Here is a 22,946-nt window from a genome sequence, read left to right as displayed (position 1 = left end):
TCCCACTCCTTACTGGTTTGCTAGCTGTGGATCGATGAACGCTAATAATGCACTCACACCTACATAAGATAGACCTAAGAATATAGCTAATGTTACATAAGTAGAGATTCTTTGTGAACGTGGAGATACTGTAATTCCCCAGCTGATGCAGAATGTCCATAGTCCATTTGCAAAGTGGAAAATTGTTGAAACAACACCAACTAAGTAGAATGCAAACATAGCTGGATTGTTTAAAATATCTGCCATCATATCATAGTTTACCTCTTTACCTAGCATTGCTTGAATACGAGTTTCCCAGACGTGCCAAGAAATGAAAATCAGTGTAACGATACCTGAAATTCTTTGGAAGACGAACATCCAGTTACGGAAATAACCGTAAGAAACCGCATTGTTCTTAGCTGTAAATGCAATATATAAGCCATATATAGCATGGTACAGTATCGGTAAAAAGATGATGAAAATCTCTAGCGCATACCGGAATGGAAGGAGCTCCATAAAGCCTGCAGCTTTGTTAAAAGCCTCTGCTCCTCGTGTTGCAAAGTTGTTTACAATTAAATGTTGCGTCAAAAAGACACCAACCGGGATGACCCCCATTAATGAGTGCCACTTACGAAACGTATACTCGCGGCCTTTCATGTCCCCATTACCCCCCTTGAATGTTTGACTGCTGTTTTCAGATTAGTTTACAACAATAATGTTTTTTCACTATTGGCATAAGAAAAACTGAAAAAATTATTCGAAATATTTCAGCATAATTTGATACCAAGTTCATTTTACTCCTATTTTTGTCGAAGCGTCAAGAAAACGTATACATAATTTGCATATAATTTGCCAATTCTTTTTCCCTTCTTATATATTCAGATTTTCCCAAAGAAAAATCTGTTTTTATAAATGAGAAATGTTATATAATAATCCCTATAGAAAGAGGGGAATATTGTGAGTAAAAATACAATCGATACAACATCTTTAGAAGATGTTTCATTGAACGCCTTCGCTTATGAATTGTTACGTGAAGAATTACTACCTGATTTAATCGGTAACGATTTAGATGGTATTTTATACTGGTCTGGTAGAAACCTTGCAAGAAAATATCCACTAGAAACAATTGAAGAAGTCATTCAGTTCTTTGAAAAAGCTGGCTGGGGCACTTTAAGCATTATTGAACATAAGCGTCGTGAAATGCAGTTCCAACTTAAAGGCACACTCATCGCTGAACGTCAAAAACAAAACAGACATTCTTCTTATCAATTAGAAGCTGGATTCATCGCTGAACAAATTCAAAAGCAACGAAACGTCGTTGCAGAGTCCTATGAAGAAAAGAAAAAACGTTCAGACTCTATTACATTTCTTGTGAAATGGGATATAAAAGATCTCATTGAAGTGTAGCATTACCTACAGTCAACTAGACATATAAGTTTAGTTGACTTTTTTGCGTTTTCATTCAGTTGGGTTTATTTTAAATCTTCAGAAATTATATCAGGAAATAGAAGACGTTGTAAACTACAACGTCTTCTTATCCGCTAAATAAGTATAAATCGTCTCTGCGACATTTTTCGGCATACCCGCTTCGACAAATTCCGTTACAGAAGCTTCTTTCATCTTTTTTAGCGACCCAAAATGTTTCAACAATATCTTTTTTCGCTTATCTCCAATTCCAGGAATATCATCCAGTGCTGATTGAATGACAGATTTCCCGTGTAATTGACGATGGAATGTAATTGCAAATCGATGCACTTCATCTTGAATGCGCTGCAATAAATAAAATTCTTGGCTATTTCGCTCAAGCATCACAGGTTCAGGTGGATCTCCAATAATTAAATGGGAGGTTTTATGTTTGTCATCTTTTACAAGCCCTGCCATCGGAATATATAAACCGAGTTCGTTTTCTAGAACATCACTTACAGCTGCCAGATGCCCTTTTCCACCATCAATAATGATTAAATCTGGTAAAGGCAAACTCTCTTTCAGTGCCCTTGTATAACGGCGTCTCACAACTTCTCTCATAGACTCATAATCATCTGGTCCTTGAACCGTTTTAATTTTATATTTCCTATATTCTTTTTTAGCTGGTTTCCCATCGATAAAAGCAATCATTGCAGAAACAGGATTTGTCCCTTGAATATTTGAGTTATCAAACGCCTCAATACGATAAGGTGTTTCAATCCCGAGCTGCTTCCCTAAATGATCTACCGCCTTAATCGTTCGCTCTTCATCACGTTCAATTAAGTAGAATTTCTCTTCAAGAGCAATCTTCGCATTTTTATTTGCTAATTCTACAAGATCTTTTTTCTTACCACGTTTCGGCTGTGTCGCTTCAACTTCTAAAAAGCGCTCTACTAACTCTGAGTCTATACTTCCTGGAACGACAATTTCCTTCGGCTTAAAATGACTGCTGTTCTCATAAAATTGACCGATAAACGTTAAAAATCCCTCTTCTGGTTCATCGTAGATTGGAAACATAGAAACATCACGTTCAATTAGCTTTCCTTTTCGAACGAAGAAAACTTGAACACACATCCATCCTTTATCAACTGCATACCCAAACACATCACGATCCACTAAGTCACTCATAATCATCTTTTGTTTTTCCATAATCGCATCAATATGCGCAATTTGATCCCGCAACTCTTTTGCGCGTTCAAATTCTAGTTTCTCTGAAGCTTCATACATCTTTGTTTCTAATTCTGAACGAACTTCTTTATGCCCACCATTTAGAAACTTAATAATTTCATCTACAATTTCTTTGTTTTGTTCTTCCGTCACTTCTTTCACACAAGGTGCTAAACATTGACCCATATGATAATATAAACAAACTTTATCTGGCATATTTGAGCACTTACGAAGCGGATACATACGATCTAGCAGTTTTTTCGTTTCATGAGCTGATTGTGCATTCGGATAAGGACCAAAATACTTTCCCTTATCCTTTTTTACATTTCGCGTAATAAGTAATCGCGGCTGTTTCTCAGCTGTAATTTTAATAAAAGGATATGTTTTATCATCTTTTAATTGAATATTATATTTTGGATCATGTTTTTTTATTAAATTTAACTCTAAAATGAGAGCCTCTAGATTTGAGGAGGTTACAATATATTCAAAATCTACAATTTCTCCTACAAGCCGCAGTGTTTTTCCATCATGCGAACCAGTAAAGTACGAGCGCACACGATTTTTAAGCACTTTTGCCTTTCCGACATATATAACCGTTCCTTGCTTATCTTTCATTAAATAACAACCAGGTTGATCTGGTAAAATAGCCAATTTTTCTTTTAAATGTTCGTGCACTCGTTACCCTCCATTTCTACATGCTTAGCATCTTTATTTTCACATGAAAACATACTATGCCAAAACACCCAACATACGTTCTTTTATTGTAACGGAAAGGTGTAAAAAAGGAAAATAAAAAAGGCTACCAAATGGTAGCCCTTTATTTTAGAAGTGTTTAGAAACTAATTCTACTAACGCTTCTTTCGGTTTGTAACCTAACGCTTGATCAACTACTTTACCGTCTTTTAATACGAAAAGAGCTGGAATGCTCATTACTTCGAATTGACGAGCAGTTTCTTGGTTTTCATCCACGTCTACTTTTACTACTTTTACTTTTTCGCCTAATTCTGCATCAATTTCCTCTAATACAGGAGCGATCATTTTACAAGGTCCACACCAAGGTGCCCAGAAATCTAATAATACAACACCTTCGCTAGTTTCAGCTGCGAAGCTTTGGTCATTTGCATTTACAATTGCCATTTTATTTCCTCCTTCAAGTATATTCTACCAAGAGTATATCATTAACTTATATACGTGGCGAATAATATGTATCGTAACAAAAAAGTGTTCCTTTATACTATATAAAAATACGGATTAAATACTAAAAAGATGAGAGACAGGGGATCTCTCACCTTTTCTATATATAGGGGTACTTCACTTGGAACTCAAGGGTACTCAAATCATGAATGTACTTTTAACTTTTTAAACTCTTCTGTTAAAAGAGGTAAGACTTCAAATAGATCGCCAACAATACCATAGTCAGCTACTTTGAAGATACTTGCTTCTGGGTCTTTATTAATCGCAACGATTATTTTTGAGTTAGACATACCAGCTAAATGCTGAATCGCACCAGAAATACCGCATGCAATGTATAAGTCTGGCGTAACAACTTTACCAGTTTGACCAATTTGTAATGAGTAATCGCAATACTCAGCGTCACAAGCACCACGAGATGCTCCAACAGCGCCGCCTAATACGTCCGCTAACTCTTTTAATGGCTTGAATCCTTCTTCACTCTTCACACCGCGTCCACCAGCGATAATAACTTTCGCTTCAGAAAGGTCAACACCTTCTGCCGTCTTACGGACGACATCTTGAATAATTGTACGTAAATCTTTCACATCTACTGTAATAGAAGACACGTCACCACTGCGAGACTCATCTTTTTCAAGCGTCGCAATGTTATTTGGACGCACTGTCGCAAATAAGATACCGTCTGTTACAATCTTCTTCTCAAACGCTTTACCAGAGTAAATTGGACGAGTAAAGATAACATTTCCACCTTCAACATCTAAAGCAGTTACGTCAGAAACTAGACCAGCTTCAAGCTTCGCTGCTAATTTTGGTGATAAATCTTTACCCAGTGCTGTATGTCCAAATACAATACCTTCTGGCTTTTCTTCAGCATATACAGCTGAAAATGCTTGTGCATAACCATCAGATGTATATGATTTTAATTTATCATTTTCAACTGTCACAACGCGATCTGCACCGTAATGAATCAATTCATTTGCAAAAGAGGCAACGCTGTCTCCAACTAGAAGACCTACTACTTCACCGCCTTCTGCAATTGTTTTTGCTGCTGCTACCGCTTCAAACGAAACGTTACGTAGCGATCCATCACGAACCTCACCCATTACTAATACTTTACGAGCCATAGATTTTCCCTCCTGCATATATAATTTCGTATTTTATTAGATTACTTTCGCTTCTGTATGGAGCAACGATACAAGTTCTTTTACTTGATCTTGCAGCTCGCCTTGTAACACTTTTCCTGCATCTTTCTTAGGAGGCAAATAGATTTCAATTGTTTTTGTCTTTGCTTCCACCTCATCTTCTTCTAAATCTAAATCATCTAATTCTACTTCTTCTAGTGGCTTTTTCTTCGCTTTCATAATACCTGGAAGCGATGGATAACGAGGTTCATTTAAACCTTGTTGTGCTGTTACTAAAACTGGTAATGAAGTTTCAATCACTTCCGTATCACCTTCAACATCACGCTCAATCTTCACGTTTGTACCGTCAATTTCAAGTTTTGTAATTGTCGTTACGTACGGAATATTTAACGCTTCTGCTACGCGTGGACCAACTTGTCCAGATGCACCATCAATTGCAACGTTCCCGCCTAAAATTAAATCTACATCTTTATCTTTTAAATATTCAGCAAGTACTTTTGCTGTCGTGAACTGGTCACCATTTTCCACATCATCTTCAATATTAATTAATACAGCTTTATCGCAGCCCATCGCTAATGCCGTACGAAGTTCTTTCTCACTATCTTCGCCACCGACTGTTACAACAGTAACTTCGCCACCTTGTGCGTCTCTTACTTGAATTGCTTCTTCAATCGCATATTCGTCGTAAGGGTTGATGATGAATTCCGCTTCGCCATCGTAAATTGCACCGTTTTTAATTACGATTTTTTCTTCTGTATCAAATGTTCGTTTCATGAGTACGTAGATGTTCATTCCATTTACCCCCTTGTTTTTCAGAAAGATTCTATCAATTTTAATTTTCTGTTAATTTACATTAAAAAAATAATTGAACTACCTGCCACTAAATGAAGGCTTACGTTTTTCTAAAAACGCTGCTACACCTTCTCTTCCATCTTCACCCGTAAATACTTCACCAAAGATTTGAGCTTCGCGTTGTACACCTTCATAATAATGAGACGATTTCGTCGTTTGCAATAACTCTAGTACAGCACGAGTCGTCGCTGGGCTTTTTCCAGCAATCTGTTTTGCAACTTTAAGCGTATCATCTAAAAATGTTTCTTCAGCAAAAACTCCGTTAACAAGTCCCCATTTTAATGCTTCTGCACCAGTAATCGGTGTACTTGTTAACATCATTTCACAAGCTTTCGCTTTCCCAACATAACGTGGTAATCGCTGTGTACCTGCAAATCCAGGAATTAATCCAAGTGTTAATTCAGGTAAACCAAGTTTTGCACTTTCAGTTGCAAAGCGCATGTGGCAAGACATAGCAAACTCAAGGCCGCCGCCAAGTGCCGCTCCATGAATTGCCGCGATAACTGGTTTTGAACATTTTTCAACACGCTCAAACGTAACTTGTCCAAGCTGCGCTAATTCTGTCGCTTGCTTCGCTTCAGTAACAGATGTAAATTCTTTAATATCTGCTCCCGCCGAGAAGAAGCGCCCTTCACCGTGAATAACAACAACACGAATGTTATCATCCTTCTCCACTTGATCAATTAATTCAGTAACGTCATGCATAACTTGTGAAGACATCGCGTTTGCCGGCGCATGATTTAACGTCGCCACCGCGATATGATTTTCAACTCTTACAGATAGGAATTTCAACATGATCCCTCCCATTATTGACGATAACCACAAGCTGCAATAAGTAGCCCATGTACCGTTTTTGAAAGTGCGACCAGATCATACTTATGATCGCTCATTACCCAATTGGTCACAACTTCATCTACTGTTCCAAAGATCATTTGTCTTGCCACGCGAACATTTAAATCCGCTTGGAATTCACCTTGCTTTATACCTGTCTCTAAAATCTCATCCATAACTTGTAAGTAGCCTTTTAATACTTCATTTATTTTTAGGCGTAAGTCTTGATTGGACTGTCTTAGCTCTAATTGCGTAACGATAGCAAGAGGATCATTTTGTGATAACAGCAAGAAGTGCGTTTCTACCAACATGAATAACTTCGATACAGCGCTTTCAATTCCTGCTGTTTTTTGACGAATTGTTTCGACAAAATCTCCCATCTTCTCTTGGAATAAGGATATTAATATATCTTCTTTATTTTTAAAATATAAATAAATCGTGCCATCAGCTACCCCAGCTTGCTTTGCTATTTTAGAAACTTGCGCTTGGTGGTACCCATTCTCCGCAATCACAATGACTGCCGCATCAATAATTTGATTGTATTTCGGTCTATTTTTCTTCACTTTACTGTCCCCTTCAAGAAGATGACTGAATGAATAGTCATTCATATTCTTATAATACTGACTATTTAGAAAAGTGTCAATCCTATTTTTTCAAAAAGAAAGGGCCTTAGCCCGTTTGCTCATCCTCATTTTTTCTTTTCTCTTCATCTATTAGGACACGGCGTAAAATTTTTCCGACTGTCGTTTTCGGCAGTTCATCTCTAAACTCATATACTTTCGGCACTTTATAAGCCGCTAAATATTTACGCGCAAACTGGTTTAATTCTTCCTCAGAACACTCCGCACCTTCTTTTAACACAACAAATGCTTTAACTGTCTCTCCCCGGTACGGATCGGGAACTCCAATCGTCACTACTTCTTGCACTTTTTCATGCTCATATAATACTTCTTCTACTTCACGAGGATACACATTAAATCCACTCGCAACAATCATATCTTTCTTACGATCTTTCACATAGAAAAATCCATCTTCATCCATGTAACCAACATCACCTGTATGAAGCCATCCGTCTTGTAATACAGCTGCTGTTTCTTCTGGCTTATTCCAATACCCTTTCATAATTTGAGGACCCTTTACAACAATTTCACCAATTTCACCCGGAGGTAAAGCCTCTCCAGTTTCAAGTGACATAATGTTTGCCTCTGTATCTGGCCACGGCACACCAATACTTCCTGGCACGCGTTTTTCCCACAAAAAATTCCCATGTGTAACTGGCGACGACTCCGTTAATCCATAACCTTCTACCAATTTCCCACCTGTAACTCTCTCAAACTCTTCCTGTACTTCTACAGGAAGCGGGGCAGATCCACTAATACAAGCTTGAATAGAAGAAATATCATATTCTTTTAAGAGGGGACTATTTAATAGAGCAATATAAATGGTCGGTGCCCCTGGAAATAGTGTGACTTTATGTTTTTTTATCGCTTCAAAAACCATTTTCATATCAAACTTCGGAATCAGCACCATCTTATATCCTTGCATAATACTTAAATTCATTACAGCTGTCATCCCATACACATGAAAGAACGGAAGGACACCAAGAATTACTTCTTCCCCTTCTTTACAATTATATAGCCAATGAGCTCCCATTAAAGTGTTCGAAACAAGGTTTTTATGCGTCAACATAACGCCTTTCGGAAATCCAGTTGTTCCTCCTGTGTACTGTAAAAGGGCTAGATCATTTTCAGGATCACAAGGCACTTCAACATTAACATTACTTTCTCTTTCTACTGATTTCCATAGATGAATCGTTTCGCTTTCCGACACATTTACAACAAGATTTGCCTGCTTTTTTTGTACAAATGGATAAAGTAAATTTTTAGGGAAGGGTAAAAAGTCCGCAATCCGAGTTACGATAATATGTTCAATTTTTGTAGCAGATTGAATATTCGTTACTCTTGGAAACACTAAATCGAGACAAAGAATTACTTTTGCTCCCGAGTCATGAAGCTGGTATTCTAATTCTCTTTCTGTATATAGTGGATTTGTTTGTACTACGATACCTCCCGCAAGTAATGTACCATAATAACCAATTACAGATTGCGGACAGTTCGGCAACATAATAGCAACTCGATCACCCTTTTCCACACCGAGCTTTTGAAGATAATTTGCAAACCTCTTCACCTTATCGTGGAAGTCTGAAAATGTAATATCCTTCCCTAAAAAGTGAAGCGCTTTCTTTTCTGGATAACGAGAAGCCACCTGTTCCACATATCTATGAAGCGGCTGAATATCATAAGAAATCATACTTGGAATTTCTTCTGGATAACTTTTCAACCATGGTTTTTCCACCTTCATTCCCCCTTCAAATACATAAAAATAAATGAATGTTCATTCATGATGGTTGGTTTCATTATATTATAGTCGCCATAACGTTACAATCATAATATTCTGACTTTTACATAACTATGCTTCACTCCATTAACTTCTTATTATATGTACAAACTCTCCTAATCTATAAAAAAATAAGAGAGTTATTATTTAGCTTAATCTTATTATCGTTAACACAGCTCCTGGTGTAGTTGTTGATAATGTTGCAACAGCTAACAAACCAAATAGTTGCAAACTAATAGCATCTCCTGCTGCAAGAGTTGTAATGATTGTTGCACTAAATGATGTAGTTGCTACCGCAGGAGAATTAATTGTCCCAGCAAGTGGTGCTCCATTAATTGTAATCCGTGAACTGACTAATAATGAAGCCGTTATATTAATCGTGTATGAAATATAATAATTCCCAGCATTTGCAACCGTAAATACTGTATTCCCCCCAGAAACAGTAATACCTGGACCGATGTTTTGATTATTTGGAAGCGGGACATTCGTTCCACCAAGAAGTACCGATATAGCTGTTCCTGACGTATTATTTGCAAATGCATACGTCGCCGTGATACTTGTACCTGTTATTCCCGTTGCTCCTGTTGAACCCGTTACTCCCGTTGGACCTGTTGGACCTGTTGGACCTGTTGCTCCCGTTGGACCTGTTGTTCCTGTTATTCCTGTTGCTCCCGTCGGACCCGTTGTTCCTGTTATTCCCGTCGCTCCTGTTGGACCTGTTGCCCCTGTTATTCCTGTTGCTCCCGTCGGACCCGCTGTTCCTGTTATTCCTGTTGCTCCTGTTGCTCCTGTTGGACCTGTTACTCCTGTTATTCCTGTTATTCCCGTTGCTCCTGTTATTCCTGTTGCTCCCGTCGGACCCGTTGTTCCTGTTATTCCCGTTGGACCTGTTGCTCCCGTCGGACCCGTTGTTCCTGTTATTCCCGTCGCTCCCGTTGGACCTGTTGCCCCTGTTATTCCCGTCGCTCCCGTTGGACCTGTTGCCCCTGTTATTCCCGTCGCTCCCGTCGGACCTGTGTCACCTGTTGGACCCGTTGCTCCCGTCGGACCTGTTGGGCCAAGCTTAGGAACTGTCCCATCACAACTAAAACAGCATGAATCAACATGTACACCATTTTGATTATTACACCCACAATATCCATTTATATTATTGCTCCATGAAGACATGTTGATCACTTCCTTTACATTCGATCTTTTAAGTACAATCACCGAGTTAGAAAACACCTATCTAAATAACAAAGAAATACTTTACCTAGTGGGGATAAACACAGATTTATTCCATACATTCTAGTAATTATTACATGCGATTCGCTCTCTTTTTGCTTGTACTTTTGCCTTCTTGCTCAAATGAAATTCTTTTTTTTCATTCTGCATATACATATAAACTTCAATCCAATTAGTGTATTCATCAGTGGACTACTTGCAGTTGAAATTTCCCTTTTTTTCATGGAAATTAGGATTTAGCTCAACAGCCCTTGCTTTAATAGAAATCGGTATTTCAGCTCTCGGCTCAACAATTATTCAACTCTTTATCGTTACGCAAATTTGAATGTTGCTGTACTTGGAGCACCTTATTTCTTATGGTTGGTGAGAAAAAGTTGGAAGAAAGTTAAAAAGGAGCTTCTTGGAAGTCTCCTTTTTTATTCATTCTTATAAGGTCAAAAGGAAACTATCTTTTTTTCACGAATGTAACCTATGAACTAACTAGGAGGGATAAATATGTACCAAACTATTGAAGGCTTCTTGCAATCATGGACATACGAGGCTGAGTCTACTCAGAAGATGCTCGATGCATTAACAGATGAATCTTTGTCAAAAGAAATTGCACCTGGGCACTGGACGTTAGGCAGAGTTGCTTGGCATATCGTGACGGCAATTCCAGTTATATTATCTGGTACGGGACTTAAATTTGAAGGAGAAACAAAAGATTATCCTGTTCCACCTTCAGCTAAAACAATTTCAGATGGGTATCGTAAAGTGAACGCAGCTTTTGTTGATGCACTTCAAGGCGAATGGACTGATAAAGACTTAGCTACTATTAATGACTTCTTTGGTCGTCCTATGCCGAATTCTATATTTTTAATGACACTCATTAATCATCAAAATCACCACCGCGGACAAATGACTGTTTTAATGCGCCAAGCTGGCTTAACCGTCCCTGGCGTATATGGTCCTGCAAAAGAAGAATGGGCCGCGGCTGGAATGGAAGCTCCTAAAATGTAACAATAAAAAAAGACAAGTTGTTTACACATCTTGTCTTTTTCTGTAACTTGTTTCATGTGAAACTATTTTTGCTAAATGGTTGTTTTATGGAAAAAATACGTTAAAATGAATACATATTATGAGGAGGGGCAACCAAATTGAATACAAAAAATAAAAAAATAGCTATGGGAATTTTACTAACTTCTATTATCGGAGTTATCAGTGTGTCTCTTTATTGTACAAGTTATGGTACCCCTTGGGGAAAACAAACAGCAGTTACGGAATCAAAAGAATATATTACAAAATACTTTAATCTAGATGCGGAAGTCAAAAATACTTCTTACGATGCTAAAATGAATAGCTATGCAATCTCCTTTGAAACAAGTAAAGACGGAGAGTTTACTATCGAATATAAAAGTCCTAATAACTTTAATATTTCTCCAGGAGTACAAGCATATTTAAGCAAACACTCCAAATTTACAGAGTAGTAACAAAGCATACATATACAAAAAAAGAGTTGCTGTAACGTCAACTCTTTTTTTATTCTTGTCATACAGTTATATCTTCCTTCTCTATATTTTTAATTCCGTAACATGCAATCACAACTCCAATTGCTGCCAATGCTAGTTGAAGAGGAAGGAAAGTTGCTACAGAAAACGTAGTGCTATTCATTGCAATTGATACAACGATAAGGGATGAAACAATTGTAGTTGGCACTGAACGTTTACGCATTCCGAAATATAGTGGGATTAAACTTATTCCCGCAGTTGCAACGGCTAAAGGAACAAGGTTTATCCCTTCTTGCATCAATTGATCTACTGTGAATGAATTAGGAAGAATTGAAAAATAGCTATCTACCGCAAAGAACATTCCTACTACTAAAATATTAGATAAAATAACTGTTATAAATGTTAATGTTGCTGTAATAACCAACTTACTAACCATCATTTTCTTTCGGTTAATTGGATAAGAAAACATAAGTAGTATTGTTTTGTTTTTATATTCACTAATTATTAACCTTGCGATTAACACACTACCAAAAATAATAAATGTTGCTCTTACTAATGTACTAGCCATTAACAAAACCATCTGTGGATCTCTTATTTCTGGATCTCCTTCTATTTGAGAAACGATGCTCGTAAAGATCAGTAATGCCAGTATAGCGATATTTGCAATAATCGCTCCCCTCACATACCATCCAATCTTAAATTTCTTCAGTTCTAGCTTCATAAGACGTAGCATAATAGTCCTCCTTTCATTTACATTTTAATCGATATAAATTACCCCTGTTTTACTTAAAATCTCCACTTTGTTTTTTGCATCACCAATCGTTCCTGCTTTTATCTTTTCTGTATTTTTATCTTTCTTAAGTCCTTTTAAATCTATCATTACGTCAGACGAATTACTTTTAGCCGTAAGTTTCAATGAAGCTGGAACACCTTTATATCTTACGCCAATATCTCCTGACTTTGTTTCTACAAATAATGATTTTCCTTCTTTCATATCTTTCAGTAATACTTCACCGGATGTTGAAGTGATGTTCATATTTTCGTTTTTTATATTTTTCACATAATTATCGCCAGTAGTAGAAGTTATATTTACTTCTTGTAATGAACTATCTTTTAACATTAAATCTCCGCTTTCGGATGTAAATTCACCCTTCTCTGCCGATAGTCCTACAACCATTCCATCTTCAGACTCACTTTTTGTCACAATATTTTTCACTTCTATATCCCTTATTTTCACATCACCCGATTTATTATTTAATACAATTTTATCTATTTCTTTCTTCGGAACAACTATAGATATACTATTTTTCTTCCTAAACGTAAAACCATTAAAGAATCTGGTCGCCTTTTGTTTTTGCTTAACTATAACTTTATTCCCTTCATGTTCTATTTCGACAGGATCTATCTCTTCATCCACTTGTTTACCTTGAGCCAAAATCACTATTTTGTTAGCATCTGTACCTTTAAATTCAATATCCCAGTCTTCATTGTTCACTTCTATTTCTTTTATATGATTTATCTCAAAAGACTTTTCTTTCTTAAAATCTTTCCCCTGAAATACCTTAAAGCCAAAAACCACACTAGCAATTGTCAAAAATAATATTGCAATTACTATTATTTTTTTCACCATTCATACCCCAGTTCGTTTTTGTTTTAGGCTTGCTTCACGCCACATCGATCTTGTCGATTTTACGAAACGATAGATAACTAATGAAAATCCCTAATAAACAGAGCACTATTGGGATAGCTATAAAATCAAACATACTTACTTGATTGCTTTCAGCCCCAACGTTACCACTAATCAGCATACCAATTATTACAGCCGAAGTAATCGTTGTCGGTGTTGATTTCTTTCTCATCCCAAAAAATAAAGAAATTAAACTTATACCAGATATCATAAATGCACTTATAATAGTAGCTGGAACGATAGCTATTATTTCACCTATCGTAGCTGGCGTTTCAATCAGCCCCATCATTGGACTCACAAAATATACGAGCAAACTAATAATAAAAGTAGCAATAATCGTGCTCACAAAACAAAAACAAAAAACAATTGTTAATTTCGCTCTCATTAACATTTTCCTTTGCAGTGGGTACATAAATGATAGTTGTATCGTTTTGTTCTTATACTCATCAATTACTAAACGTGATAAAATGACCGAACTAAAAATAATGAATGTTATCCTAATAAAAATATTTGCTAAAGCCATGTTCTGTGTGAAGTCAGAGAAGAGCACGTCTCCCTCAGCTTTCATTCCTAATGCCATAAGGCTTACTGCAGCGAAAATTGCTATAATACAAATTGCTACACTTTTAAAGTAACTAGATAATCGATGCTTTTTCCACTCAAGCTTCATTAATCTAAGCATACAAACCACTCCTCCATCCTTTATATAACTATCTCTACGCTGCTAACATTCTAATTCCAGCCGTAACTACGCTTACTATTCCTATCACTAGTACAATTAACAACCATTTCCGCTCTGGTTTTCTATAATATAAAATCCCACTTATGAACATTACAATCAATCCACTTACTAGATTCACTAACAATCCATTAAGCATGAATGCCCTCTCCATCCATTACATTTAAGAAATATTCTTCTAAGGAACTATGTTTTTTATTAATACTTTCAATTTCTACATCGTTCATAATAAGTGCTTTTGAAATGGCTTGCTGTGTCGCCGCCAATTCATACACACGAATCATATTTCCACTCATTATTTTGTAATTTTTTATACCGAGTTTATCTTCTAAAATATAAGCTGCACGCTTCACATCAAGAACAGTAATTTCAATGTACTCTGTTTGTTTTCCGTTAATACTCTTCATTGAAACTTCTTTTATTAGTTTTCCATTTTGAATTACACCAATTGTATCCGCCATTTGTTCCATCTCGCCTAAAATATGACTAGAGACTAACAACGTAATACCATATTCTTTGCAGAGCATTTTAAATAAGTCTCGTAATTCTTTAATACCAATTGGATCTAAGCCGTTAATAGGTTCATCTAAAATGAGTAATTCTGGCTTTGTCATGATTGCCCTTGCAATACCAAGTCGTTGCTTCATACCTAATGAAAAATCTTTTACTTTTTTATCATCTATACCGTGCAATTTCACTAAATTTAAAGCATGATCAATTGCGTTCTTGTCGTAATACCCCATATATTCACAATGTAATTCTAAGTTTTCCTTCGCCGTTAATTTATCATAAAAGATTGGATATTCGATAATTGTCCCCATGCGCTTTAACAATTCATAAGATGTATCCGTTAACTTCTCACCAAAAATTTCAATATCACCGCTCGTCGGTTTTATTAAATTTGTAATCATTTTCATAATCGTTGTTTTACCTGCACCATTCGGTCCTAAGAAACCGTATATCTCTCCTTTTTTCACATGCATGTTGACGCTAGAAATAACTTCTTTCCCTTTAAACACTTTCGTTAACTGATTCGTTTTTAATATATATGTCATGTCACTGTCTCCTTTCGCACTACCTTATACTTCTATAATAGACAACGGAAATCTCTTTTTTCTTACCCGTTCCTTACAAATTCCTTACGTTGAAAAAAGCTTGTAGAATCTACTTCTCTACAAGCTAAAACAGCATCTTTTTTAATACAACTGTAAAAATCGTTTTTTTATATGGCTTACTAGAAAGGTTAATTTTCCCATCCATCGCTTCCACAAGCCGTTTCGTAATCGTTAACCCTAAACCGCTCCCTTGGTACAATCTATTTCTTGAATCTTCAAGTGTGTACATACGCTCAAACACTTTATCAATATGAGATTCATCAATTCCTTTCCCTGTATCCCATACATCTATATACACACTCGTTTCATTATCTCTTAACCTCACACCAAGTGTCTTTCCATCGTCTCCATATGTAATTGCATTTGATATTAAATTATTCAATACTCTACCTAATACTTCTACATTTCCAAGTGCATATATATTTCTTTCTGGTATATCAATATGAACTTGAAACCCTTTCGCCGTCACTAAATCATAAAAAGATAAAATCTTCTCACGACAAACTTCATTCATATTTACTTTTGTCATCTCGATTGCCTTGTCACCAGATTCTAATTTTGCTAAATCAAAAAACTTATGAATCAATTCCATTACTTCTAGTGTTTTTACATGCACCTTTTCAAGTAATATTTGCTGTTCTTCTTTATTCATCGCTTTATCCTTATTTAACATTTCTGTATATCCAAGAATAACTGTTAGTGGCGTCTTTAAATCATGTGAAATATTTGAAAGCATTTTTCTCATCGAAATTTCTACTTTTGCATGATCTGCATTCGTTTTCTGTTTTGCAGCTAATAATTGATTAATTGCCACTAATAATTTTTGTAATTGTAGATCATCTGTCATAACGAGTAACTTCTCGCCTGTTTGTTCATTTACAATGCTTTCTAGCTTTTCATATGTGTATCGTAAATTTTTGCTACTGTTTTTTCTCATTTTATACTGTATGTAAATGACACATAACAATGTAAAAATAATACCTATTAACAAATTGACCATATTACATCACTTCCAACTTATAGCCGATGCCCCATAACGTTTTAATATACTCTGGATTAGATGGATCACTTTCAATTTTCTCGCGCAATCTTCTCATATGAACATTTATAACATTATCATCACCGTAATACTCTTCGTTCCAAACTAACGTATATATTTGCGCTTTCGTAAATACACGATTTTGATTCTTTACGAATAGCTTTAAAATCTCAAATTCTTTTAAAGTAAGTTTGAGCGACTTTCCGTTTTTTTCAACCGTAAAATTAATTGGGTCAATTGTCAAATCACCAATTTGAATCATCTTTTCTGTTGTTTCTGTAGCCGAATATTTCGTAGACCTCCGAATACCCGCTTTTACACGTGCAGCCAATTCAATCATAGAAAACGGCTTACAAATGTAATCATCTGCTCCAAGTCCTAATCCAACAGCTTTATCAACATCTGTATCTTTTGCCGACATCATTAAAATCGGAACGGCACTTTTTTCCCGAATGATTCGCACAACCTCTAAGCCATCTAGCTTTGGCATCATAATGTCGAGGATAACTAAATCAAATGATGATTTAAAAAATGCTTGCACCCCTTCTTCTCCGTCAGACGCGATTGTAACTTGAAAACCTTCCTTTATTAAATACTTTTCCACCATCTCTTGAATTGAAATATCATCTTCAACTAATAAAATATGATGTGACATATGTCTATCCCCTTTTTTAAAAACATTAACATTTCAATTGTATCGTAACGAATGAATACTGGAAAGAATTATATGAATTTTCAAACCAACTTCCCTTCCTTCCTTAACAATGATATGATAAAATTCACTACTATTGTTCATAATTAACTTTATATAAAGGAGACTTATCATGTCAGAAAACAAAAAAGTAAGCTTAGCTGATTTAATGCGTGAACAACTTGCAAAGAAAAAGCAAGGAAATGGAAATGGTGCAAATAATACAAATCAAAGCCAAGCAACGAAAAAATTACAAAACCAACAAACGAAGAAAACAAACAACCAACGTAGACGTACAGGTGTATAAATGAACGGACAAAAACGTTCTAATATCGCACCCGGTCTTGAAGTTGATATTGTATTAAAACAAGATCAACGCACCGGTAAATTAACACGTGGAATTGTAAAAGATGTTTTAACAAACTCCCCTTCTCATCCACATGGCATTAAAGTACGATTGCAGGACGGGCAAGTCGGTAGAGTACAAAATATCGTTCAATAAGAAAAGGAGCTCAAGTAAACTCGAGCTCCTTTTTCTTTATTACCCTTTAATTTTCTCAATGAAAACTACTTTTAAATAGTCTCCTTCTTTGAATTGATCAATGGTACGAAAATCTTCTGGTAAAGAATGTTCTTCTAATATTTTATATTTGCCATTCATTTCTTTAAATGCCGTATCGATAAATCCTTTAAACTTTTTCATATCAAATGCGCTACAGTTTGTAGAAGCAACGATAATCCCGTTATTTTCTGTAATCGCAATTGTTTCTTTTAGTAAGTTTTTATAATCTTTCGCTGCACTAAATGTATATTTTTTTGAGCGTGCAAAACTTGGAGGATCAAGTACGACCATATCAAATTTCATCTTTTTCTTAGCTGCATATTTGAAGTAAAGAAATACATCTTCTACAATAATATCTTGCGCTTCATAATCAACTTCATTTACACTAAACTGCTCAATCGTTTTACTTAAACTACGATTTGCAAGGTCGACACTCGTCGTTTTACTCGCTCCGCCAAGCGCTGCAAATACAGAGAAAGCACCTGTATAAGAGAACATATTTAATACTGTTCTCCCCTTTGCATATTTATCACGAATTTGTTTTCGAACGTTACGCTGATCTAAAAATACACCAACCATCGCTCCGTCATTTAAATAAACAGCAAAGTTCACACCGTTCTCTTTTACGATAAGCGGGAACTCACCGCGTACTCCTGCTACGAAATCATCGCCTTCAATGTATTTCCCTTTCGTATCAAAACGCTTTTTCTCATAAATACCTTTAAAGTTTGCTACTTTTTGAAGAGCTGCTATAATCTCATCTCTGAAAGTATAAATCCCTTCACTATACCAACTTACTACATAATAGCCGTCATAATAATCAATAATTAAGCCTCCAAGACCATCACCTTCACCATTTAGGGCACGGAATGCTGTCGTATCACTTGATTTGTAAAATTGCTTTCGTTTATGTAAGGCAGATTTTATTTTACTTTCAAAGAAAGATTGATTAATTTGTTCACTCTCTTTTCTCGTTAAAATCCAGCCGTATCCTTTATTTTGTTTTCCATAATAACCTTTTCCGACAAAATGGTTCTTCTCATCTACTACTTTAATGATTGTTCCTTCTTCCTGAACATCATTTAAATTTTGAATCGCATCTTTTAAAATAAGCGGATATCCACTTTTAATTTCTTTTATAAATTTCGGTTTTATTTTTACAGTTACTTCTGATCGCATATAATAACTTCCTTTCCATTTGCATGCTTTCTCTATAGGAAGCATTTAAAAAACGAGCCTGAAAAAACAGCCTCGTTTCACTATACCATATTATTGCTTTGCTAGTACAACTCGCTCATTCTCTCACTTAACCGCCACATATTTACTACATTTTGAAATGGAAATCTTACTGTCCAAAATAATAAAAAACTTATTTATTTCACATTTACCATTGACATTGATAATGATTTTCATTATCATTTAATGTATATGAGTTCTCGAAAATAAAGGCTACATTTATAGGAGGAATAAAACATGATTATTGTTACAAATACAGCTAAAATTACAAAGGGAAATGGACATAAATTAATTGAGCGTTTTAATAAAGTAGGTCAAGTCGAAACGATGCCAGGCTTTTTAGGATTAGAAGTTCTTTTAACGCAAAATACAGTTGATTATGATGAAGTAACAATTAGCACACGCTGGAATGCAAAAGAAGATTTCCAAGGTTGGACGAAGAGCTCAGCATTTAAAGATGCTCATTCACATCAAGGTGGGATGCCAGAATATATTCTTGATAATAAAATCACTTACTACAATGTTGAAGTTGTACGTATGCCAATGGCTGCAGCACAGTAAACATATTTCTTTTTTAAAGTATAGAATATGAGAAGCGTTACCACTTCTCATATTCTATACTTTTTTTACTATCTCTTTACTAGTTTCGCATGCACGACTAACCTTCCTGCTTCCGGATCAAGTGCATAGTCACACGTCGAAAGTGTTACGATTTGATCACTCGCTGTCAATTTTGTATCCGTTTTGTACAGCGATTTTTCTTGAATTTTCTCCAAAAACGATGTGTATTCCGTATCATTGCTAAAATCCGTTTCAATGTAATAAAAATCAGTTGTTGTTGTATACACCGAGAACACTTCAAGATCATATCCTTCAAATAATGTATCGTAATATAATTTACGATGCGACATGAAGAACTCTTCATCTAACATTTTCTTTAAACTTCCAAACATAGAACCATCTTTCATACGGTGACCATATAAAATAGTATTTCGATTTTGAGATTTCACATCATTACGATAGTCCATAAAAATGCTGCCTGCTCTCATATCTTCACCTTTATAATTACGAAATAAATAGTAATCATTGTCTTTCGCCTGAACGATTGGATAATTAATTTGTGTATCATCCATCGTAATCCATCCAACTATTTCTTGGTTAATTTGCTGCAGAGCTTTGAACTGTTTACGTACTTCCCCGTCTTGTGATTGCTCTTCCATCGGACTCTTTTCATAAATGTTTTGTGCTTCGGCCATTACTTTACGATTTTCATAGTAATCCATGAAAATATCACCTAATTCATATACTGAATAGAAAAAGGTACCTAAAAAAACAACTGTAAGTATTCGTTGAAAAAAAAAATTCTTCTTCCGTTCTTTTTTACTACTCAAATCATCACCTCAAAACGGATTGTTCGCATATTTAAATACCCATTGGGACCATATACAACCCTGTATCTTCATCTTGCTTTACAACGACATCTACACCGTATATCGTCTTTATCATACTTTCTGTCACGACATCATTCGGCTTACCTTTCGTAACAATTTCGCCGTCTTTCATAACAATAATATGATCACTATAGCGAATCGCCTGATTGATATCATGTAATACCATAACGATCGTCAATCCATGTACTTCATTTAACTCTTTTACTAGCTCTAATATTTCAAGTTGATAATAAATATCTAAATATGTTGTCGGTTCATCTAAAAAGAGCATTGGTGTTTTCTGAGCTAACGTCATGGCAATCCAAACACGTTGTCTTTCTCCACCAGATAAGGCGTGAATCTCTTTATCACGTTTACTTAGCAAATTCGTACATGCTAAAGCCCTTTCGATTGCTTCTCTATCTTCATCAGTTTGCGAGGAAAAAATATTTTTATGAGGCATACGACCATAACTTGTTAATTTCTCTACCGTCATGTCTGCCGGTGCTTCATTTTGTTGATGGACAACGGCTAACTTTCTAGCAAACTCTTTCGGTTTATATTGACTAATCGCCTTCCCATCGAGTATTATCTCTCCGCTACGAGGGTCGTGATTTCTTGACATCACACCAAGTAATGTCGATTTCCCGCAACCGTTTGGACCAATAATTGTTGTAATTTTACCAATTTCTATTTCACTACTAACCGACTTTAATCGATCCGTTACATTATCATACGAAAAGGTTACATTTTTAATTTCCATGAACTTTATCACTCTTTCTAAGCAAGAATATTAAGAATGGGCCACCAATCACTGCCATAATCGTCGCTGCTGGAATTTCGTTAGGTGGCACAATTAACCTTCCAATCGTATCCGCCGTCAAAATTAATAACGCTCCTGCAAGAGCAGAAAATGGAATTAATACTTTATGATCCGAACCGACTAGTTGTCTTGAAATGTGCGGAACGAGTAATCCTACGAAAGCAATAACACCTGCAATTGCTGTTGATACTGCTGCTAAAAGTACTGCAATAGCAGAAATAATAAGACGAACTCTCGTCACGTGCAAACCTAAGTTTTTCGCAGTCTTATCTTGTAGCGATAATAAGTTACACCAAGCTCCTACAAACAGAGCAAGAATAAGACCAATCGTTCCATATGTAACCATTATTTCTACATCGTCCCACGTCTTCATCGTTATGTTAGAAGTCGTCGTTTGCTTAATACTCTTAATGAAGTATCCGCAAATCGTAATGAACGATTCATTTAATCCAGTGAACATTGCATTAATAGCTATACCAACTAAAATAATGCGAAGCGGACTTAACCCTGAATTCCATGAAAATGCATAAACGAGATAACATGCAAACGCACCACCTAAAAAGGCGAATACCGGTGTCCAGAAAAAGAATTGCGGGAATAACGTAATAATAACAAGTATCATAAAACTTGCTCCAGAAGATATCCCGATTACCCCAGCATCAGCAAGTGGATTTTTCATAACAGCTTGAAAAAGCACACCTGAAACGGCCAGAGCTGCTCCAGTAAATAGTGCAATAATAATACGTGGGAAACGTAAATCTTTAATCACTTCAACATCTTCATTTCCCCCTGTAAATATCCCTTGCACAAGCTCAACAATACCTATTTCTAAACTCCCTTTCATCGCTGACAATGATGTCATAACAATAAGCAATGCAGTAACAATGAGGAAACTCCAAGTTTTTTTATTCATTCCACTCTTCCTTTATATTAAAATGCATCACGGATACATCATTTTTTTCAATTCATCTAACGCTTCCATTGCTGCTAAATTACCTGTCGTCCCAAATAAGCACTCTTCTAAATCGTAAACACGGTTATTTTTAACGGCAACGAAATGTTTCCAAATATCATTTGTTTTAAATTCTTTATCAAACATTTTCACAACTTCATCAGGCATACCATGAGCTGCTCGTAAAATAATATCTGGATCAGCTTTTTTTAAATACTCTGTATTAGAAGCTAAATACTCTACTTGTTCACCTTGTACAATATTTTTGCCACCTAGTTGTTTCACTAGATCTCCAATATAAGAACGCTCTGTTGCTACTAAATAACTCCCTGGTACACCTAATAAAATAAGCACTGTCGGTTCTTTCTTTCCCTTTACTGCTTTTTTAATCTCTGCAACCTTGTTATCTAACTTCGTTACAACTGCTTCAGCCTGCTTTTCACGTCCATATTGCTTACCTAAATCGCTAATGGAATTTTGCATATTTTTCAAGCTTGTTAAATCTAAAAAGTTTGCTTTCGTGCCCACACCATCAAAAACTGGCTTTAATTCATATTCAAGTGTTGTCACGGATAATACTTCTGACGGCTTTAATGACTTTATCTTTTCCATATCAGGACTCATCGGATTCCCGACTTCAGGTAAACCTTTATATCTCTTTGGTAAATCTTTCGTACTTGTTGGAATACCAACTAAATCTACTTCTAACGCATCCATAATTTCAGTAACAGCAACTGTCGTTGCAACAATTCTCTCTTTACTCTCACTCTTTACCTGTTTTGCTGCTTCTTTTTTGGGCGCCGAGCATCCAGCTATACTCACTAATAGAATGATAGCCATTAGTACACTAGCAATTTTCTTCACTCTCAATCACCACTCCTTTCCAAACAATATGAAACAAGTCTTGATGCATGCGAACATGCATCAAGACTCCAAAA

Annotated in this window: 27 protein-coding genes; 6 read left to right on the top strand and 21 right to left on the bottom strand. The window is 35.9% G+C overall.

From position 1 onward, the window contains the following. Window positions 1–9: 9 nt before the first annotated feature. On the bottom strand, window positions 10–636 hold the full coding sequence (gene sdhC / locus DM800_RS07045) for a succinate dehydrogenase cytochrome B558 (protein ID WP_000678354.1): 627 nt from the start codon (window positions 634–636) through the stop codon (window positions 10–12). Window positions 637–936: 300 nt separating this feature from the next. On the opposite strand from sdhC, the gene DM800_RS07040 reads away from it, so the two are divergent. Next, window positions 937–1,386 (top strand): YslB family protein, encoded by a 450-nt coding sequence (locus DM800_RS07040; protein ID WP_000042225.1) that lies wholly within the window; start codon window positions 937–939, stop codon window positions 1,384–1,386. 114 nt (window positions 1,387–1,500) lie between these two features. Here DM800_RS07040 and uvrC read toward each other — a convergent pair whose 3' ends face one another. From uvrC to DM800_RS07000, 8 genes are all read right to left on the bottom strand, one after another. Further along, a complete protein-coding gene (gene uvrC, locus DM800_RS07035; RefSeq protein ID WP_000544269.1) occupies window positions 1,501–3,285 on the bottom strand; it encodes an excinuclease ABC subunit C in 1,785 nt (594 codons plus the stop codon). A 147-nt stretch (window positions 3,286–3,432) separates the two neighbouring features. Beyond that, window positions 3,433–3,747: a thioredoxin gene (gene trxA, locus DM800_RS07030; RefSeq protein WP_001018943.1), complete on the bottom strand. Its 315-nt coding sequence runs from the start codon at window positions 3,745–3,747 to the stop codon at window positions 3,433–3,435. 200 nt (window positions 3,748–3,947) lie between these two features. Further along, a complete protein-coding gene (gene etfA / locus DM800_RS07025) occupies window positions 3,948–4,925 on the bottom strand; it encodes an electron transfer flavoprotein subunit alpha (protein WP_000101967.1) in 978 nt (325 codons plus the stop codon). Between the two features lie 36 nt (window positions 4,926–4,961). Further along, window positions 4,962–5,735, bottom strand: a complete 774-nt coding sequence (etfB, locus tag DM800_RS07020) for an electron transfer flavoprotein subunit beta (protein WP_147786638.1) — start codon at window positions 5,733–5,735, stop codon at window positions 4,962–4,964. Window positions 5,736–5,813: 78 nt separating this feature from the next. Next, a complete protein-coding gene (locus tag DM800_RS07015) occupies window positions 5,814–6,590 on the bottom strand; it encodes an enoyl-CoA hydratase (protein ID WP_147786637.1) in 777 nt (258 codons plus the stop codon). Window positions 6,591–6,601: 11 nt separating this feature from the next. Beyond that, window positions 6,602–7,189: a TetR/AcrR family transcriptional regulator gene (locus tag DM800_RS07010; protein WP_000742213.1), complete on the bottom strand. Its 588-nt coding sequence runs from the start codon at window positions 7,187–7,189 to the stop codon at window positions 6,602–6,604. Window positions 7,190–7,295: 106 nt separating this feature from the next. Next, window positions 7,296–8,981, bottom strand: coding sequence for a long-chain-fatty-acid--CoA ligase (locus tag DM800_RS07005; protein ID WP_137014403.1), 1,686 nt, complete (start codon window positions 8,979–8,981; stop codon window positions 7,296–7,298). A gap of 189 nt (window positions 8,982–9,170) precedes the next feature. Continuing rightward, a complete protein-coding gene (locus tag DM800_RS07000; RefSeq protein ID WP_147786636.1) occupies window positions 9,171–10,190 on the bottom strand; it encodes a collagen-like protein in 1,020 nt (339 codons plus the stop codon). A 552-nt stretch (window positions 10,191–10,742) separates the two neighbouring features. Here DM800_RS07000 and DM800_RS06995 point away from each other — a divergent pair. After that, a complete protein-coding gene (locus DM800_RS06995; RefSeq protein ID WP_088064526.1) occupies window positions 10,743–11,246 on the top strand; it encodes a DinB family protein in 504 nt (167 codons plus the stop codon). A gap of 137 nt (window positions 11,247–11,383) precedes the next feature. After that, complete coding sequence (locus tag DM800_RS06990) at window positions 11,384–11,713, top strand: YfjL-like protein (RefSeq protein WP_147786635.1); 330 nt, start codon at window positions 11,384–11,386, stop codon at window positions 11,711–11,713. A gap of 61 nt (window positions 11,714–11,774) precedes the next feature. On the opposite strand, the gene DM800_RS06985 is transcribed toward DM800_RS06990, so the two are convergent. The 7 genes from DM800_RS06985 to DM800_RS06960 all read right to left on the bottom strand — a co-directional run bounded on the left by DM800_RS06985 (window position 11,775) and on the right by DM800_RS06960 (window position 16,969). After that, on the bottom strand, window positions 11,775–12,467 hold the full coding sequence (locus DM800_RS06985) for an ABC transporter permease (protein ID WP_147786634.1): 693 nt from the start codon (window positions 12,465–12,467) through the stop codon (window positions 11,775–11,777). A gap of 24 nt (window positions 12,468–12,491) precedes the next feature. Next, entirely contained in the window at window positions 12,492–13,364 is an 873-nt protein-coding gene (locus DM800_RS06980; RefSeq protein WP_147786633.1) for a DUF4097 family beta strand repeat-containing protein, read from the bottom strand. Window positions 13,365–13,398: 34 nt separating this feature from the next. Beyond that, entirely contained in the window at window positions 13,399–14,103 is a 705-nt protein-coding gene (locus tag DM800_RS06975; protein ID WP_088064528.1) for an ABC transporter permease, read from the bottom strand. A gap of 34 nt (window positions 14,104–14,137) precedes the next feature. Further along, entirely contained in the window at window positions 14,138–14,299 is a 162-nt protein-coding gene (locus tag DM800_RS29115) for a hypothetical protein (protein ID WP_176546134.1), read from the bottom strand. Further along, window positions 14,292–15,215 carry an ABC transporter ATP-binding protein gene (locus DM800_RS06970; RefSeq protein ID WP_088064530.1) on the bottom strand — a complete coding sequence of 308 codons (924 nt, stop codon included), beginning with the start codon at window positions 15,213–15,215 and terminating at the stop codon, window positions 14,292–14,294. Before DM800_RS06970 ends, DM800_RS29115 begins: the two co-directional genes overlap by 8 nt. Before the next feature lie 124 nt (window positions 15,216–15,339). Next, complete coding sequence (locus DM800_RS06965; RefSeq protein ID WP_147786632.1) at window positions 15,340–16,275, bottom strand: sensor histidine kinase; 936 nt, start codon at window positions 16,273–16,275, stop codon at window positions 15,340–15,342. Window position 16,276: 1 nt separating this feature from the next. Beyond that, on the bottom strand, window positions 16,277–16,969 hold the full coding sequence (locus tag DM800_RS06960) for a response regulator transcription factor (RefSeq protein ID WP_087985356.1): 693 nt from the start codon (window positions 16,967–16,969) through the stop codon (window positions 16,277–16,279). A gap of 169 nt (window positions 16,970–17,138) precedes the next feature. Between DM800_RS06960 and DM800_RS29110 the strand changes: the two genes are divergently transcribed. Both DM800_RS29110 and DM800_RS06955 read left to right on the top strand, forming a co-directional pair. Then, complete coding sequence (locus DM800_RS29110; RefSeq protein ID WP_048544295.1) at window positions 17,139–17,312, top strand: hypothetical protein; 174 nt, start codon at window positions 17,139–17,141, stop codon at window positions 17,310–17,312. Next, complete coding sequence (locus DM800_RS06955; RefSeq protein ID WP_147786631.1) at window positions 17,313–17,507, top strand: YwbE family protein; 195 nt, start codon at window positions 17,313–17,315, stop codon at window positions 17,505–17,507. Window positions 17,508–17,546: 39 nt separating this feature from the next. Here DM800_RS06955 and DM800_RS06950 read toward each other — a convergent pair whose 3' ends face one another. Further along, a complete protein-coding gene (locus tag DM800_RS06950; protein ID WP_087985357.1) occupies window positions 17,547–18,746 on the bottom strand; it encodes a class I SAM-dependent rRNA methyltransferase in 1,200 nt (399 codons plus the stop codon). A 294-nt stretch (window positions 18,747–19,040) separates the two neighbouring features. Between DM800_RS06950 and isdG the strand changes: the two genes are divergently transcribed. Next, on the top strand, window positions 19,041–19,364 hold the full coding sequence (gene isdG, locus DM800_RS06945) for a heme oxygenase (protein WP_000587825.1): 324 nt from the start codon (window positions 19,041–19,043) through the stop codon (window positions 19,362–19,364). 68 nt (window positions 19,365–19,432) lie between these two features. Here isdG and srtB read toward each other — a convergent pair whose 3' ends face one another. Genes srtB through isdE form a run of 4 tightly spaced genes read right to left on the bottom strand, consistent with a single transcriptional unit; the run spans window position 19,433 to window position 22,872 of the window. Continuing rightward, window positions 19,433–20,194 (bottom strand): class B sortase, encoded by a 762-nt coding sequence (gene srtB / locus DM800_RS06940; RefSeq protein WP_147786630.1) that lies wholly within the window; start codon window positions 20,192–20,194, stop codon window positions 19,433–19,435. 31 nt (window positions 20,195–20,225) lie between these two features. Beyond that, window positions 20,226–20,996: an ABC transporter ATP-binding protein gene (locus DM800_RS06935; protein ID WP_000403736.1), complete on the bottom strand. Its 771-nt coding sequence runs from the start codon at window positions 20,994–20,996 to the stop codon at window positions 20,226–20,228. Continuing rightward, entirely contained in the window at window positions 20,986–21,969 is a 984-nt protein-coding gene (locus DM800_RS06930) for a FecCD family ABC transporter permease (protein ID WP_147786629.1), read from the bottom strand. Before DM800_RS06930 ends, DM800_RS06935 begins: the two co-directional genes overlap by 11 nt. A 27-nt stretch (window positions 21,970–21,996) precedes the next feature. Beyond that, complete coding sequence (gene isdE / locus DM800_RS06925) at window positions 21,997–22,872, bottom strand: heme ABC transporter substrate-binding protein IsdE (RefSeq protein ID WP_304488526.1); 876 nt, start codon at window positions 22,870–22,872, stop codon at window positions 21,997–21,999. Window positions 22,873–22,946: the final 74 nt, after the last annotated feature.

The organism is Bacillus sp. AY18-3 (assembly GCF_008042305.1).
GTDB classification, from domain to species: domain Bacteria; phylum Bacillota; class Bacilli; order Bacillales; family Bacillaceae_G; genus Bacillus_A; species Bacillus_A wiedmannii.
The sequence above is the reverse complement of the archived record's forward strand: the minus strand, read 5'-3'. Positions and strand labels throughout refer to the sequence as shown.